Origin of the sequence: Solimicrobium silvestre (assembly GCF_002976435.1) — a bacterium.
GTDB classification, from domain to species: Bacteria; Pseudomonadota; Gammaproteobacteria; order Burkholderiales; family Burkholderiaceae_D; genus Solimicrobium; species Solimicrobium silvestre.
This window is the reverse complement of the sequence record NZ_PUGF01000012.1, coordinates 19445-34439: the sequence shown is the minus strand read 5'-3', so window position 1 is coordinate 34439 and position 14995 is coordinate 19445. Positions and strand designations below refer to the sequence as shown.

Here is a 14995-nt window from a genome sequence, read left to right as displayed (position 1 = left end):
AGCGTCAACTTTTACAAAATCAGGCATCATGTGCCACAAGCATCTAGTCATTGACGGACTGGCAAGCAAAACGGTTCAAATTAGCAATAACTCTTAATTTTCATTGAATTTTTTTTAATGACACCTAAAAATATAATCGATGGCATTAGTCGGTTTGCTCCATTAAGCTTCTGCAAGCTAACTAGCAAACAATGTAAAACTGACTACGATCCTCAGACAATTACTTTCACCCAATCACTATGACTTACATCCTGACCATAGACACCGGCACCACCAATACACGAGTGAGTTTGTGGCACGAAGCTACCGTCATCGCGCATTCAGCGACCGAGGTAGGTGTACGCGACACCGCCATGAGTGGCAATAAAACCAAACTGGAAGAAGGAGTCAGGAAAACAATTCTGAACACCTTGGCAAAAGCCAATGTGACGGAAGAAGAGGTAGATCTGGTGATCGGCTCCGGCATGATCAGCTCGAATGTCGGCCTATTTGAATTACCCCACCTTCCAGCGCCGGCAGGTTTGCAGCAGTTGGCAAGAGGCATGGTTGCTGTAACTATTCCCTCCGTTTTTTCCAAACCCATTTATTTAGTACCAGGTGTACGCAATGTCGTGGAAAACATCGGCCTGCATAACTGCGAAGCGATGGACATGATGCGCGGTGAGGAAGTCGAAGTAATGGGGATTATTGATCAACTCGGCATTACCGGCCCAGCCATGCTGATCATGCCCGGCTCGCATTCCAAATTTGTTTGCATCGATGAAAAAAATAACATCATCGGTTGCGTTACGACCTTAGCAGGTGAATTGCTGTACGTAATTACCCACAACACGATATTAGCCAAGTCGCTGGACTCCAACTTTGCCGAGTTTATCAATCCGGAAATGCTGTTGGCTGGTGCCCATTCCGCGCAAACCATCGGCTTAGGGCGCACTTGTTTTAATGTCCGCACACTCGATCAATTCACTATTTACCAACGCAATGACCGGGCTAATTTTTTATTAGGCGCGATATTGGGCGCCGATTTGCTGACCTTAAAAAACAGCACAGCGATCAAAATGATGCCGGGTACGCCAATCATTATTTGTGGCAAACCGATTATGAAAGAAGCGTTAGCCTTGCTCATCCAAAATGATGATTATTTCTCTGGAAAAGTGACTATTGTTTCTAACGAAATGCAAGAGCATCTGGCCGGATATGGTGCAATCAAGGTTGCCACAGCACGTGGCTTGGTTAAATAAAACGGTAGGAGTTATGATGAAATTCATTTCAAGTACAGCCCAAATACAGAGCGCCTTAGCCTGCCTTTGTATCGCCGCCAGCTTATTTGGAGTTACCCAAGCCCAGGCCGAAACAGTACAAACAGTACGTATTGCAGTGGCCCATTACAGCGATCAAACCTTGCCGTATTTTCAAAAGATGGCTAAGGAGTTCAACAAAACCAATCCCGGTATCACCATCAAGATTGAGGAAGTGAACTGGGATAATTTGCAGCAGAAATTACAAACCGATATCAGCAGCGGAACCAACCCCGACTTATCTATCGTCGGAACGCGCTGGTTGCTGGACTTAGTTAAAGATGATGTGCTAGAACCGCTGGCCGGGCACATGACAGCGCCCTTCAAAGACCGCTTCATCGGTGAGTTTTTAAATTCCGGAAACATCAACGGGCAAGTCTATGGCTTACCGATTGCCGCCTCGGCGCGTGGCCTGTATTACAACAAAATCATGCTAAAAAATGCCGGTTTCCCGAACGGGCCAAAAACCTGGGACGATGTTTTTGCTGCATCTAAAAAAATTAAAGCTAACGGCGCGTACGGGTTTGGTTTGCAAGGCAAAGAAATTGAGACGGAAGTGTATTGGTTTTATGCACTCTGGTCACAAGGCGGCACAATCATTGATGCGAATGGCAAAGCCGTATTTGATTCTGCTGCAGGTATTAAAGCGGCCAGCATGTATAAAGAATTGATAAATCAAGGTTTAACCCAGCCCGGTGTGACAAGTTATAGCCGTGAAGATGTACAAAACCTGTTCAAACAAGGGCGGGTTGCCATGGTAATTACTGCCCCGTTTCTGGCTAAGCAAATTCAAAAAGAAAACCCTGCTTTACAGTACGGCGTCACTGCCGTGCCTGGCGATGTGGCTAGCGCCACCTACGCAACTACCGATTCATTGGTGATGTTTAAAAATTCCAAGGTAAAAGCCGCCGCGTGGAAATTTGCTGATTTCTTATTCAGCAAAGCACCGCGAGTCACCTTTACCAGCAGCGAAGGTTTCCTGCCGACGACCAAGGAAGAAGCTAGCGACCCCGTATTTGCAGACGATGTGACGAAAGAATTTATCGGCTTTTTACCAACCGCTAAATTTCCTCCGGTGATAGCCGGTTGGGAAGATTTATCTAAAATTCTGAGCAACGCGTTGCAATCGATTTATCTGGGTAAAACCAAACCCGATGTCGCGTTAAAAGCGGCCGCCGCACAAACTAACCATGTGTTAAAAAAATAAATATGGCTTCACGTTCAGCGTCTACCTTTTCACCTTGGTTGTTAATACTTCCCAGCTTTGCCTTAGCACTGTTTATTGTCAGCTATCCGTTTTTCAATATCGTGTATCAATCGCTGCATGAGGTTTCACGGTTTGGCGTGGTGCGCGACTTTACCGGCTTAACTAACTTTGTCACCATTTTTTCTGATCCGGTATTCATAGAAACGCTATATCGCACTTTAATCTGGACGCTATGTGTAGTCGGCGGCACGATTTTAGTTGCGGTGCCGACTGCGCTCATTTTGTCGCAAGACTTTTATGGGCGCGGCATAGCGCGTGCCATTAGCATGTTGCCGTGGTCAATATCACTGACCATGACGGCCATTATCTGGCGTTGGGCCTTTAATACCGAATTCGGCATGGTTAATTTGGGCTTATTGCAATTAGGCTTAATTCATGAGCCGGTGCAGTGGCTGGCTGACCCTAGCTTAGCGTTTCCGGTTGAAATTTTGGTCGGCATACTCGTCTCAGTACCATTTACCGTCACCATTTTTTTGGGCGGTTTGTCTTCAGTGCCACAAGACATTTACGAAGCGGCGCGCATTGAAGGTGCCAGTAGCTGGCAGCAATTCCGTAAAATCACCATGCCGCTACTACGTCCTTTCATCAATATTGCGCTGGTTTTAAACGTAATTTATGTCTTCAATTCCTTCCCGATAATTTGGGTTATGACGCAAGGCGGGCCGGACAACAGCACCCATATTTTGGTCACCTATTTATATGAATTAGCCTTCCGCCTTGGCCGTCCCGGTGAAGCCGCTGCGGTGTCCTTGGTGATGTTAATCATCCTGTTTGCATTTACCGGACTTTATATGCATATTCAAGGACGTGAGGAAGATCAACATGAATAGCAAGCTCAAACGCAGCATTCTTTGTTGGCTGGCATTATCACCCTTGGTAATTGTGGTGCTGTTCCCTTTTGTCGTGATGTTGCTCACTGCCGTCAAACCGCAAATTGAAGTACTCAGCTATCCAACCCGCTGGTTTCCCAGTCATTTTGCGTGGCAAAATTTTTCTGAAATGTGGGAAGCCACCCAATTCGGCACAGCCTTAACCAACAGCCTGATTTTAAGTTCTCTTTCAACCCTGTTTGGCGTTGCCATCAGCATTCCTGCAGCCTATGCCTTAGCACGCTTTCCTTTCCGCGGCAAAGGACTTTATCGCCGGTTTTTACTGTTCACTCAAATGCTGTCGCCGATTTTGCTGGTGATTGGCTTGTTCAGACTAGCCGCCGCCATTCCTTACGGCGACGGCAATCTGGTTGACTCTCACATTGGGGTAATTGCTACCTATACCGCATTGAATACTGCGTTTTCGGTTTGGATGTTGCAGTCCTATTTCAGCACCATCCCGCGTGACATGGAAGAAGCCGCGTGGCTGGAAGGTTGCGGCCGCGCCAAAGCGGTATTCAAGGTTTTTTTGCCGATGGCGATACCAGCAATTGTCGTTACGGCGATTTTCGCGTTCATCAATGCGTGGAATGAATTTGCGGTTGTATATACTTTAATCCGCTCGCCAGAAAATAAACCGTTGACGGTACAAATTGTTGATTTAGTCGCTGGTCGTTATTCTGTCGAATGGCAGCAAGTGATGGCGGCCGCCCTACTCGCCACATTACCAGTTGCCATCCTGTTTTCATGGCTGCAAAAGTATTTTGTTAAGGGCTTATCCATGGGTAGCGTTAAATAAATTGATAACTTGTTTCACTCTCACTAAAGAATCTCATCATGTCTAAAGAAATTATCCGTTTTGGCAATGTCCCTTCCGGCGCTGGCGGACAGCGCCTGCCTTTTTCTCCAGCAGTACGTGCCGGTGATTTCGTCTTTTGCTCTGGCCAGGTAGCAATGAAAGAAAATGGCGAAGTCGAAGATGGAGGTATTGAAGCGCAAACCCGCCGCACGTTTGCAAATGTAGAAAAAGTATTGGCACTCGCTGATTGCAGTTTGCAAGACGTAGTGAAAGTAACGGTCTGGCTCGACGATACGCGCGACTTTTGGACTTTTAACCGTATCTATATGGAGTACTTTGGCGAACATCCACCTGCCCGCTCCTGCGTGCAATCCGCAATGATGGTCGATTGCAAAATTGAAATTGAAGTTACTGCCTACAAACCACTCTAACGCTCTTATGACCAGCCAGCCTCGCCCCTACCGCTCGCTCTACACCTATGCATGGGATGTCATAGACCAAGGCATTGCAACCTTTGTTGAAGACGCGCTCAGCTTAGGTATTACCGATGTGTCGCTTGCCACGAGTTACCACGCTGGGAAATTTATCCGCCCACACGCACAGCGCGGCCCCAGAGTAATTTTTCCTGAAGATGGCGTGGTGTATTTTGATCCCCAGTTAAGTCACTACGGCGAGATCAAACCGCAAGCACATAGCGATCCGGCAATGCGGCGTGTTTTGCCAGACTTGCTTGCAGATGCACGCTTGCGTGTACATGGCTGGACTGTGTTGCTGCATAACAGTCGCATAGGTAGCGCGTTCCCACATTACTGCACACAGAATGTATTCGGAGACGCCTATGTTTATAGCTTGTGCCCGATGCAGCCGGCAGTATTTGACTATGCGGTCGCGTTAAGCGCCGATTTGGCTGGGCAACACGCCGTTCAAAGTCTAATTTTAGAAACACCGGGCTGGCTACCGTATGCTCACGGTTACCACCATGAATTTGCCCAGATTGAAATGACGCCGAATTTGGATCAGGCATTAGGTTTGTGCTTCTGTTCCGCTTGCAAACTCGCCGCAAAGAAGCAAGAAATAAATGTTGAGGACTTGCAGTTGCGCCTACAAAATTACATATCCAATTATTTTAATAGTGATGTGAATGGCGGTTCAGAGCAAATACAGACGACGGACGATTTACTCAGCTATGTAAAAATGCGCCAAAACAGGGTGACAGAACTCGTTAGCAAAATCCGAGAAGTCATCCCTGCAACGACGCAACTTGCCGTCATTCCCACAGTACAAAGACCTACCGCTAATTGCTGGACAGAAGGCAGTGATTTAGCGGCCTTGGCTAGTGTCGCCGATTATCTTGAAATCCCGTTTTACGAACCCTCCGCCAAACAAGTACTGGCTGATGCATGGGACAGTTTGCAACGTATTGGTGCAGATAATAAAGTGCGCGGAATTTTACGCCCGGGTCATCCCGATCTAAAACCGGCGTCAGAGATTACAGCAGCATTAGAAGGACTACAGCAGCTGGGAATACGCGATATCGGGTTTTATAACTATGGCTTACTCCCCCGCCATCAGCTAAATAAGCTGATGCAATGTCTAACCAATTTGAAAGCATTATCATGAAACGAAATGTTTTAATAACCGGCGCATGTGGCGGCATTGGCCGTGTGCTATGTCAACGTTTTATTGCAGCGGGCGATTTCGTCTATGCACAAGATAAAAATGCAGCACAATTGAGCGACTTAATTGCTGAATTGGGTGCACAACAAAGTGCCGCAGTGTTGGCCGATTTAACCAACGCACAAAACTTGCAAGCCGAATTAGCCAACGCGGTAGCACAACATGGCGACGTCGATGTCGTAGTAGCAAACGCCGGAGCAGCCGAGGCCTTGACACTCGCCACAACGACAGAAGCCAGCTGGAAGTCAGACATAGATTTAAACCTGAATGGCACTTTCCATACGGTGGAAGCAGTACGCAGTGCAATGCAAAAAAATCGCAAAGGAAACATCGTCATTATTGGTTCTGTGAATGGCATAACCTCCTTCGGACACCCCGCCTACAGCGTCGCCAAGGCTGGATTAATCAGCTACACCAAAGCATTAGCGATGGAATTTGGCAAATTCGGCATTCGCGCCAACATCGTTTGCCCGGGAACGGTAAAAACTCAGGCATGGCAGGCACGTGCTGAAAAAAATCCGCAAATCTTTGATGAGTTAAAAAAATGGTATCCGCTCGGTGACTTTGCTACGCCCGACGACATTGCAGATGCGGTGCTGTTTCTAGCGTCCGATGCGGCACGGGTTATTACCGGAGTGATGTTGCCGGTTGATGGCGGTTTAATGGCTGGCAATCGCGTCTTTGCCGCGGAATTAACCCAAGAAGATATTTAATTAGGAGTTGGCATGGCGGCTGTGCAATTAAAGCAGATTTATAAAAAATACGATGACACGCAAGTTTTACACGGCATTGATCTCGACATTGCCGATGGTGAGTTTGTAGTACTGGTTGGGCCTTCCGGCTGCGGCAAAAGCACCTTAATGCGCATGGTCGCCGGTTTGGAAAGTATTAGCGATGGCGATTTTTATATCGATGGAAAAAGAGCCAATGATTTACCGCCGCAGCAAAGAAATATCGCCATGGTGTTTCAAAGCTATGCGCTGTATCCGCATTTAACGGTGTATGAAAATATCGCTTTCGGGCCACGCTTGCGCAAGGAGCCAGAATCGAGTTTTGGCCCGCGCATTAAAGCAGCAGCGGCGATGTTAAACCTGTCGCCCTATTTACAGCGTTTGCCTAAGGCGCTTTCCGGCGGTCAGCGTCAACGGGTTGCGATGGGGCGCGCTGTGGTGCGGGAACCGGCTTTATTTCTGTTCGACGAACCGCTATCCAATCTGGATGCCAAGTTACGCGTACAAATGCGCGCTGAAATTAAAGCCTTGCACCAGCGTTTAAAAAATACCGTCATCTACGTTACGCATGACCAGATTGAAGCGATTACCATGGGCGACCGGATTGTGGTGATGAACGCAGGGAAAATAGAACAGGTTGGTAAGCCGCTCGATATTTATGACAGACCTGCCAATTTATTTGTTGCTGGTTTTATCGGTTCACCGAGCATGAATTTTATCGCTGGCACGGTGCAAATTGACGCCAATCAACCGAGTCTGATCACAGCTAACGACATCAAAATTAAATTGCCGCAACTTGACTTAAAAGCAGGCCAGAAAATTACCATTGGAATTCGCCCGGAGCACATCCGCATTGAGCGCACCAATAACAGCAGCAACATAAAACTCCGGCTTGATATTATCGAACCCACTGGATCAGAAACTTATCTTTACGGAAAAATTGACCATGCGCCTTGCTGTATCGCCTTGCGTGAACGACTCAACTTTGCCGCCGATGATGAAATTCAAGCGAACTTACCAATCGAACATTTACATGTCTTTGATACCGAAACGACATGCAGAATTAACTAAAGGCGATGCCATGCTAAATTTAACTTCACTCTCCGAACAAATTTTACTGCCGGGTACTAAAGGGTTAGCACTCAGTGCGCCACTTAAACAAGCTGACATCGCTCAACAAAATTGGAATGTATTAGATGGCGATACCAGCTTTCCGGTTGCGGTGCTCAAACGCAGTGCCTTGCGCTTCAATTTGGTGTGGATGAAACAATTTTGTGCGAGCCACAATATTTTATTAGCGCCGCACGGCAAAACGACCATGAGCCCGCAAATCTTTGATATGCAGCTAGCCAACGGTGCTTGGGGTATGACCCTGGCCACCGTTAACCAACTCCATATTGCATACCGTTATGGCGTTAAACGTGTTCTGTTGGCGAACCAGTTAATTAGCGCCAGCGATATCCGCTCAGCACTGAGCTTGCTAAAAAATGATCCTGAGTTTATTTTTTATGCATTAGTTGACTCATTAGAAAACGTACAGGCACTGTCCAACGCCGTGCAACAAGCCGGTTTAGATCGCCCCTTACCGCTATTAGTGGAATTAGGTTTTTCCGGTGGCCGGACTGGCTGCCGCAGCAACGCCGATGCCTTAACGTTGGCGCGCGCAATTCATGCCAGCCCACATCTGGAATTGGCTGGCATTGAAGGTTATGAAGGCTTGTTAGTCACTAAAAAACGTGAAGAAGATTTAGTCAAGGTGCGTCAATTTGTGAGTGATTTAATTGAACTGACGAAGAGTGTCGATGCAGAAAATCTATTCGGCGGAGAGTCCATTTTATTATCCGCTGGCGGCAGCGCTTATTTTGATCTGGTCGCGCACGGCTTTAAGCAAGTGCAAAGCTGGTCGCGCCCTTTAATTTCCATTTTGCGCAGCGGCTGCTATATAACGCATGACCACGGTTTTTATCACGGCTTAATCGATGAAATGCAAGAACGCGAAGCGACCAGTGTCGGCTCTAAATTAGTTCCCGCGTTAGAAGTGTGGAGCATGGTGCAGTCGCGCCCCGAACCAGACTTAGCGATACTCACCATGGGTAAGCGCGATGCCTCTTATGACATTGACCTGCCCTTCCCGCTTTACACCCACAAAATCGGTCAAGCGCACAGTCCGCAGACATTACCTACCGATTGTAAAATCGAAAAAATGAATGATCAGCATGCCTATTTACGTCTGCCTAAAGACAGCCCGCTTTGTACCAGCTTACAAGTCGGTGATTTAGTCGCTTGCGGCATTTCCCATCCATGTACCACCTTTGATAAATGGCCGCTGTTATTGATCGTTAATGATAACTATCAAGTCGCTTCCGCCATTAACACCTTTTTTTAAACTCACTATGAGCGCACTCGAATTCGACATCGTCATCCGCAATGCAGAGGTAATTGATGGTACGGGCAGCACCCCGTATCGTGCAGATATCGGTATTGCTAATCAAAAAATTGCCGCCATTGCCAAGCCGAATTCGCTAATTGCGCCACAAATACTGAATGCAAACGGCTTGGTGGTAGCTCCCGGTTTTATCGACGTGCATACCCACGATGATCGCGAAGTACTAGATCATCCAGCCATGCATCCCAAACTGACTCAGGGCGTGACCACCGTTATTACCGGCAATTGCGGTATCAGCCTTGCCCCGTGGCTGGCGGATAGAGATATCCCAGCGCCATTAAACCTGATCGGTCAACGCGCAGACTATCGCTACGCTAGCGTTGCCGACTATGTTGCTGCGGTGCGTGCTGCGGCGCCAGCGGTTAATGTCGGCATATTGGTTGGGCATTCAACCTTGCGACTCAATGCCATGAGCGAGCTCAACTGTGTCGCGAATCAAGAAGAAATCGCACACATGCAAGCATTACTGGCAGAAGGCATGCAAGCCGGTGCGCTGGGTTTTAGTTCCGGCTTGTTTTATCAAACCAGTCAAGCGGCAGATAACGGCGAAGTGATTACCCTAGCCAAGGTTGCAGCAGCCGCTGGCGGCGTATACACCTCGCATATTCGCGATGAATACAATGGCGTGCTAGATGCATTAAAAGAAGCTTGTGATGCGGGATTGGCTGCGCAAGCGCCCGTAATCTTATCGCACCACAAATGCGCTGGCCCTGCCAATTGGGGGCGCACCGTAGAAACGCTGGCTTACATTACCGAGCGCCGCGCGCAGCAACCATTAGGCTTAGATGCCTATCCGTACACTGCCGGTTCTACCGTGCTTGATCCCGATTATGTCGACGGCGTAATACGCATCATGCTCAGTTTTTCCATGCCTTACCCAGAAATGGCCGGGCGCGATTTAGCCGATATCGCTGCGGATTGGGGGGTAGATCAAAAAGAAGCGGCGCGCCGCCTGCACCCAGCAGGAGCCGTTTATTTTCAAATGCGTGAAGACGATGTGCAGCGGGTATTAAGCTATCCACACACTATGATAGGTTCTGATGGCCTGCCTCATGACAGCCATCCACATCCACGTTTATGGGGTGCTTTTCCGCGTGTGCTGGGCCATTATTGTCGCGAACAGAAATTGTTTACGTTGGCTGAAGCGGTACACAAAATGACCGGACTGTCTGCGCAGCATTTTGGCCTACAACAACGCGGCAAGATTGCGCTTAATTACTGGGCTGATCTGGTTATATTCGACCCGGCCACTATTTCAGATTTGGCGACGTTTTCCCAACCAAAACAAGCCGCACAGGGCATATATTGGGTATTGGTAAATGGGGAGGTAGCACTCAATGCAGATGGGCCAACTGGACATCGTAATGGGCAGGTTTTGAATAGAAATAGCGAGCAATTATCTGCAGATGTCTCAACTTAACTCCTTTGCACCAAGCACCTTCAATATACGAATTCGGTACGAACTTGAAGAATTTCAACAGGCTTAAACCATGACAAACCCAACATTAATTAGTCAGCATTTTTTACATTATTTAACGCCAATTCCTTTGGTTGCGATTTTACGCGGCATACAAACCCATGAGTGCGAAGCCGTAATTGATGTTTTGTATGAAAGCGGTTTTCGTTGTATCGAGATTCCCTTAAACTCACCCAATGCGCTACAAAGTATTGAGCTACTGGCAAAAAATTTGCCGAATGACTGCCTGCTCGGTGCCGGAACAGTATTGTCCGTCGAATCCGTACAACACGTTGCAGACGCAGGTGGCCACTTAATCGTGATGCCTCATTGCGATATTGAACTCATTACGGAAAGCCATCGGCGCAAACTGCTTTCCGTGCCGGGTGTTGCCACCATCAGCGAAGCATTCGCCGCACTAAAGCATGGTGCCAGCGCACTCAAATTATTTCCATCGGAAAGCGTCGCGCCATCTGTATTAAAAAATTGGCGCACCGTATTGCCAAAAGAAACCATCTGCCTGCCGGTTGGCGGCATCAGCCCGGATCATATGAAGGCGTATTTTGAAGCAGGTGCGAGTGGTTTTGGGCTGGGCGCAGCCTTGTATCAAGCGGGGATGACAGTGGATCAAGTCAGGAATAATGCGAAGAATTTTGTGGCAGCGTTGAAGTAGTAAATAAATTGATAATTCTTTTTCAGAATACTGTAGGAGTAAATGGGAAGTAGTTGAATTCACGCCAAATTCCAGCATCCCCCCATTTTATTGACTCGGAATTGCGCTAAGCGTGAATTATTCTCCCGCCAGCAAAAGCCCAATTTTCCCATGCGGTTTCTTTAAAACACACCAACACATTTTCAGGATCAAACTGCGCCGCTTTTAGTTCGCTCATTATGGTCGCCAAAATACTTTTTTTGACTTTAACGCTGCGCCCGACGGATAAGAGAATTTCAATCACTACAAAATCATCGTTACGCACGCCTTGCACATCGGGGTAACTTGGGTCATAGCGAAAATCATCCGCATCCAATTCCAGCACCCGTTGAAACCGGTCAGCGACTGGCACGCCAGAAGTAACCAGTGCAGTGTGAACCGCATTCAGCACGGTGCTCTTGAATTCAGTAGTTTTCGGTTTTTTAACGGTAATAGTTACTAGAGGCATGGTGATACTCCTGTCATTATTAATGTAAGTGAAAAGTTACCCTAACTTGCTAAACGCGCATTGATGTTACCAATTCAACGATACAGATTAATCTCATCCCGAGTCTGCTGCGCCACTCGACGTGCTGCCTGTTTAAAGTCTTCCCCATCCAGCGTTTTAGCAAACAAAATCGCGCGTGAAGAATTAATCATCATGCCGCCAGTGGCGGTTTTACCCGCCGCGACAGTCGCAGCAATATCACCACCTTGTGCGCCGATGCCGGGAACTAACAAGGGCATTTCACCAACGATATGGCGCACTTGTTTGATTTCTTCCGGGAAGGTAGCACCGACGACCAAGCTGCATTGGCCGTTGCGATTCCATTTATTTGCGACCAAGTCAGCAACGTGCTGATATAACGGACGACCATTAACTTGCAAAAACTGTAAATCAGAACCGCCAGCATTAGAAGTACGGCACAAGACGATGCAGCCTTTATCTTGCCATTCCAGATACGGGGCAACCGAATCAAAGCCCATGTAAGGATTAACCGTGACCGCATCGGCGCCATAACGCTCAAATGCTTCACGGGCATATTGTTCGGCAGTTGCACCGATATCACCGCGCTTGGCATCGAGAATAATTGGCAAATGCGGGTAATTTTCACGCAAATAAGCGCAAATGGCTTCTAACTGCGGTTCGGCGCGCAAGGCAGAGAAATAGGCGATTTGTGGCTTGAAGGAACAGGCCAGGTCGGCAGTTGCATCAATAATGGCGCCGCAGAATTCAAAAATGCCGTCAGGTTGTGTTTGAAACTGGGCAGGCAACTTAGCCAGATCAGGATCTAAGCCTACGCACAATAAAGAATTATTCGTTTGCCATGCTTGAGTGAGTTTGGAGATATAAGAAGTAGTCACGATAGAGTCTTGCCAGTGAGAAGAACGTTATTGTAAAACGAAATAGGGATGAAGCTTTTGATTCAGTTGATCAGACTTAGTTAATCAAATACAAACCTTGTTTGCCACCGTGTACCGCATCGGCTACTAAACGCCGGTCAAATGTAGCCAATTGCCCGCCATGAGCGCATGCCAGCGCCAAAAGATAACTGTCAGTAACTTGATCGGAACTAAGCAAACGTTTTACATCGACTTTTTTCACGTCAAGCAAGCTAATACTATCTGACCAAAATTCGTGGCCTGGCAATGAACACAACCCCATCAAAGATGTAACTACTGCAGACGGAGTACCAGGGGAATTAGGATAACGGGCGTGCCCAACAATACGCAGCACATCATTTTCAGTTAGCGGGCAAGTTGCCCATGCTTGATGACCTTGATTTGAAAACCAATTATGTGCTGCGTCATGATAAATATGAGCGGGGTCAATTAGTGCAATAAGTACATTTACATCGAGCAAGTAGCGCATTAATTTAACTCATCACGTAATTGATTAACCAATTCTGGCGTTACTACACCTGCATCAGAACGCAACGGTAATAACGGGACTCCATTGCGCGTCACTCCGGCTGATGCGACGGGTTGTAGCGCTTGTCGCACCAACTCCGAAATTACTTCACCAACACTTTTATGTTGCCGAACAGCTAGACCTTTAGCCGCAGCCAGCACATCGTCATCAATTGCCAGGGTTGTTCTCATAACCACCTCATTCCATCAAACATCAAACATCAAACATCAAACATCAAACATCAAACATCAAACATCAAACATCATTTTAATCCAAAACCAACGACAAATCCACTTTTCCAGCTAGCATAGGCGGACACCAAAAATAGCCACCCGTTTGCGGCTGGCTGAAGCGGAATAAACCGTCGACTATGCCGTCTTCCGCGCCGGACATGCGTTTTAGCTGGGCTTCGAAGGCATCTAAAGTACGGCCAAATGCGACAAAGTAAAAACCGGATTGTGTACCTAATGACCAAGGCATGGAACGGCGCAACACAAAAGCTTCAGGATCAAAACTTTCTTGCGCAGTGCGTTTTACGTGAGCGGACTCAGGTGCGTCGTCCAGTTCTTCATTGTCGCTAATGCGGCGGCCGATGATGTTGTCTTGCTCATCGGTGCTCATCGCATCAAACTTATTCCAGTGGTGCAGCCATTGCTGTACTGCCACAAAACTAGCGCCATCTTGACCTGCGCCGCGTTGCTGAACAATTGCAGCATCAATCGCAGCTTGTGCTTGCGGGTTTTCAGTGCCGTCTTCATAACCGGTTAAGTCCTGCACTGCGCCAAATTTAAACGCATCAACACAAGAAACCAGTTCAAAAGCGCCAGACAATGCGGCAACCACGCGCTGGCTTTGTTTAACTAATGCACCACGTTCAGATTCACGCAACCAGCACCACACAGCGGCTTTATTTACCGGCAGCGCTACTTTTGCGTCAGGGAATACCGGAAAGTCACGCAAATCGCTGACTTGTTTTTTCAAAGCAGTGACTAAACTCAAACCAATTCCCAACACGACTTTATCACCATCGACTAAGGGAGCTAGTTTTTGCAAGGCAGCGACATAGTCAACTTGAGATTTACCGTCCGTTTTTAAATTAAAAATGAGGAAATTAGCATGCGCCGGAATTGTTTGCATAATTCCGGCTTGCGTTGTTGGTAGGTTCGTTGACATATTTTTCCTTAAAAATTAGAAGTGCGCAAAATCACAGCAATTGGTTAATTTCATGGCTTAACTCTTCAACCGATTCAACCACCCGATAAGCGCCTTCAAACGGATAATCCAGCATCATCTTATTGCGTAGAACGATGCATTTTATTCCCGCCGCACGCGCAGCATGCAAACCACGCGGTGAATCTTCAATAACCAAACATTTCTCTGCCGGCAAATCTAATTTTGTCAGGCCTAATAAATAAGGTTCCGGCGACGGTTTGGACTCACTGTACATTTCTTCAGTCACCACAAAACGGAAATGACGTATTAAATCTAAGCGAGAATGAATTAACTCAAAATGATCACTGCGCGCAGAAGTCACAATTCCCATGGGAACGCGCGGTGCTAAACCAAGCAGTAATTCATTAATTCCACTAATTTCGAGCCGCTCATTATTGTGCAAATGCTGCATATAAATTTGATCGCGGCGCGTTCGTAGTTGCTTGATTTGATCTGGCGTATGATCAGTCAACAAATGCCATGCGCCGCGATTTTCCAACAAAAACCAGTCAAAAAAATGTTGCTCAGTCAGTGCAATATCAACTTGCGCAAACAAATCTTTATTGGCTTGAAAAAACAATTTTTCCGTGTCAACCAACACACCATCGTTATCCCACAAAATACCTTCAACCATGTG

At 47.3% G+C, this 14995-nt stretch carries 17 protein-coding genes; 11 read left to right on the top strand and 6 right to left on the bottom strand.

Annotation, left to right across the window (positions count from 1 at the left end; all coding sequences use genetic code 11):
- Positions 1-239: 239 nt before the first annotated feature.
- From S2091_RS13035 to S2091_RS12985, 11 genes are all read left to right on the top strand, one after another.
- Positions 240-1241 carry a 2-dehydro-3-deoxygalactonokinase gene (locus S2091_RS13035; protein WP_105532386.1) on the top strand — a complete coding sequence of 334 codons (1002 nt, stop codon included), beginning with the start codon at positions 240-242 and terminating at the stop codon, positions 1239-1241.
- A gap of 13 nt (positions 1242-1254) precedes the next feature.
- Positions 1255-2505: an ABC transporter substrate-binding protein gene (locus tag S2091_RS13030; protein ID WP_243405415.1), complete on the top strand. Its 1251-nt coding sequence runs from the start codon at positions 1255-1257 to the stop codon at positions 2503-2505.
- 2 nt (positions 2506-2507) lie between these two features.
- Positions 2508-3395: a carbohydrate ABC transporter permease gene (locus tag S2091_RS13025; protein ID WP_105532384.1), complete on the top strand. Its 888-nt coding sequence runs from the start codon at positions 2508-2510 to the stop codon at positions 3393-3395.
- Complete coding sequence (locus tag S2091_RS13020; RefSeq protein WP_105532383.1) at positions 3388-4233, top strand: carbohydrate ABC transporter permease; 846 nt, start codon at positions 3388-3390, stop codon at positions 4231-4233. Before S2091_RS13025 ends, S2091_RS13020 begins: the two co-directional genes overlap by 8 nt.
- 38 nt (positions 4234-4271) lie before the next feature.
- Positions 4272-4664 (top strand): RidA family protein, encoded by a 393-nt coding sequence (locus S2091_RS13015; RefSeq protein WP_105532382.1) that lies wholly within the window; start codon positions 4272-4274, stop codon positions 4662-4664.
- A 7-nt stretch (positions 4665-4671) separates the two neighbouring features.
- On the top strand, positions 4672-5853 hold the full coding sequence (locus S2091_RS13010; protein ID WP_105532381.1) for an SGNH/GDSL hydrolase family protein: 1182 nt from the start codon (positions 4672-4674) through the stop codon (positions 5851-5853).
- Positions 5850-6623, top strand: a complete 774-nt coding sequence (locus tag S2091_RS13005; RefSeq protein WP_105532380.1) for an SDR family oxidoreductase — start codon at positions 5850-5852, stop codon at positions 6621-6623. The genes S2091_RS13010 and S2091_RS13005 overlap by 4 nt, the downstream gene beginning before the upstream one ends.
- Positions 6624-6635: 12 nt before the next feature.
- Positions 6636-7712, top strand: coding sequence for an ABC transporter ATP-binding protein (locus tag S2091_RS13000; RefSeq protein WP_105532379.1), 1077 nt, complete (start codon positions 6636-6638; stop codon positions 7710-7712).
- Positions 7713-7722: 10 nt separating this feature from the next.
- The gene (locus S2091_RS12995) at positions 7723-9027 is read left to right on the top strand and encodes an amino acid deaminase (protein ID WP_105532513.1); all 1305 of its coding nucleotides are present in this window, start codon (positions 7723-7725) and stop codon (positions 9025-9027) included.
- Between the two features lie 7 nt (positions 9028-9034).
- The gene (locus S2091_RS12990) at positions 9035-10507 is read left to right on the top strand and encodes an N-acyl-D-amino-acid deacylase family protein (RefSeq protein ID WP_105532378.1); all 1473 of its coding nucleotides are present in this window, start codon (positions 9035-9037) and stop codon (positions 10505-10507) included.
- 70 nt (positions 10508-10577) lie between these two features.
- The gene (locus tag S2091_RS12985) at positions 10578-11216 is read left to right on the top strand and encodes a 2-dehydro-3-deoxy-6-phosphogalactonate aldolase (RefSeq protein ID WP_105532377.1); all 639 of its coding nucleotides are present in this window, start codon (positions 10578-10580) and stop codon (positions 11214-11216) included.
- A gap of 106 nt (positions 11217-11322) precedes the next feature.
- On the opposite strand, the gene S2091_RS12980 is transcribed toward S2091_RS12985, so the two are convergent.
- The 6 genes from S2091_RS12980 to S2091_RS12955 all read right to left on the bottom strand — a co-directional run bounded on the left by S2091_RS12980 (position 11323) and on the right by S2091_RS12955 (position 14992).
- A complete protein-coding gene (locus S2091_RS12980; RefSeq protein WP_105532376.1) occupies positions 11323-11703 on the bottom strand; it encodes a tautomerase family protein in 381 nt (126 codons plus the stop codon).
- Between the two features lie 74 nt (positions 11704-11777).
- On the bottom strand, positions 11778-12599 hold the full coding sequence (gene pyrF, locus S2091_RS12975; RefSeq protein ID WP_105532375.1) for an orotidine-5'-phosphate decarboxylase: 822 nt from the start codon (positions 12597-12599) through the stop codon (positions 11778-11780).
- Positions 12600-12675: 76 nt separating this feature from the next.
- A complete protein-coding gene (locus S2091_RS12970; RefSeq protein WP_105532374.1) occupies positions 12676-13107 on the bottom strand; it encodes a TA system VapC family ribonuclease toxin in 432 nt (143 codons plus the stop codon).
- On the bottom strand, positions 13107-13337 hold the full coding sequence (locus S2091_RS12965; RefSeq protein ID WP_105532373.1) for a ribbon-helix-helix domain-containing protein: 231 nt from the start codon (positions 13335-13337) through the stop codon (positions 13107-13109). The genes S2091_RS12970 and S2091_RS12965 overlap by 1 nt, the downstream gene beginning before the upstream one ends.
- Before the next feature lie 76 nt (positions 13338-13413).
- Entirely contained in the window at positions 13414-14319 is a 906-nt protein-coding gene (locus S2091_RS12960) for a Dyp-type peroxidase (RefSeq protein ID WP_105532372.1), read from the bottom strand.
- A 31-nt stretch (positions 14320-14350) separates the two neighbouring features.
- On the bottom strand, positions 14351-14992 hold the full coding sequence (locus tag S2091_RS12955) for an HAD family hydrolase (RefSeq protein ID WP_105532371.1): 642 nt from the start codon (positions 14990-14992) through the stop codon (positions 14351-14353).
- Positions 14993-14995 lie beyond the last annotated feature (3 nt).

Excerpts from the sequence above, each read along its gene's own strand:
- S2091_RS12995 (WP_105532513.1), top strand. The coding sequence starts at position 7,723 with ATGCTAAATTTAACTTCACTCTCCGAACAAATTTTACTGCCGGGTACT.
- S2091_RS12970 (WP_105532374.1), bottom strand. The coding sequence starts at position 13,107 with ATGCGCTACTTGCTCGATGTAAATGTACTTATTGCACTAATTGACCCC.
- S2091_RS13015 (WP_105532382.1), top strand. The coding sequence starts at position 4,272 with ATGTCTAAAGAAATTATCCGTTTTGGCAATGTCCCTTCCGGCGCTGGC.
- S2091_RS13005 (WP_105532380.1), top strand. The coding sequence starts at position 5,850 with ATGAAACGAAATGTTTTAATAACCGGCGCATGTGGCGGCATTGGCCGT.
- S2091_RS12955 (WP_105532371.1), bottom strand. The coding sequence starts at position 14,992 with ATGGTTGAAGGTATTTTGTGGGATAACGATGGTGTGTTGGTTGACACG.
- S2091_RS12965 (WP_105532373.1), bottom strand. The coding sequence starts at position 13,337 with ATGAGAACAACCCTGGCAATTGATGACGATGTGCTGGCTGCGGCTAAA.
- S2091_RS13035 (WP_105532386.1), top strand. The coding sequence starts at position 240 with ATGACTTACATCCTGACCATAGACACCGGCACCACCAATACACGAGTG.
- S2091_RS13010 (WP_105532381.1), top strand. The coding sequence starts at position 4,672 with ATGACCAGCCAGCCTCGCCCCTACCGCTCGCTCTACACCTATGCATGG.
- S2091_RS12990 (WP_105532378.1), top strand. The coding sequence starts at position 9,035 with ATGAGCGCACTCGAATTCGACATCGTCATCCGCAATGCAGAGGTAATT.
- S2091_RS13025 (WP_105532384.1), top strand. The coding sequence starts at position 2,508 with ATGGCTTCACGTTCAGCGTCTACCTTTTCACCTTGGTTGTTAATACTT.
- S2091_RS13000 (WP_105532379.1), top strand. The coding sequence starts at position 6,636 with ATGGCGGCTGTGCAATTAAAGCAGATTTATAAAAAATACGATGACACG.
- S2091_RS13020 (WP_105532383.1), top strand. The coding sequence starts at position 3,388 with ATGAATAGCAAGCTCAAACGCAGCATTCTTTGTTGGCTGGCATTATCA.
- S2091_RS12960 (WP_105532372.1), bottom strand. The coding sequence starts at position 14,319 with ATGTCAACGAACCTACCAACAACGCAAGCCGGAATTATGCAAACAATT.
- S2091_RS13030 (WP_243405415.1), top strand. The coding sequence starts at position 1,255 with ATGATGAAATTCATTTCAAGTACAGCCCAAATACAGAGCGCCTTAGCC.
- S2091_RS12985 (WP_105532377.1), top strand. The coding sequence starts at position 10,578 with ATGACAAACCCAACATTAATTAGTCAGCATTTTTTACATTATTTAACG.
- S2091_RS12980 (WP_105532376.1), bottom strand. The coding sequence starts at position 11,703 with ATGCCTCTAGTAACTATTACCGTTAAAAAACCGAAAACTACTGAATTC.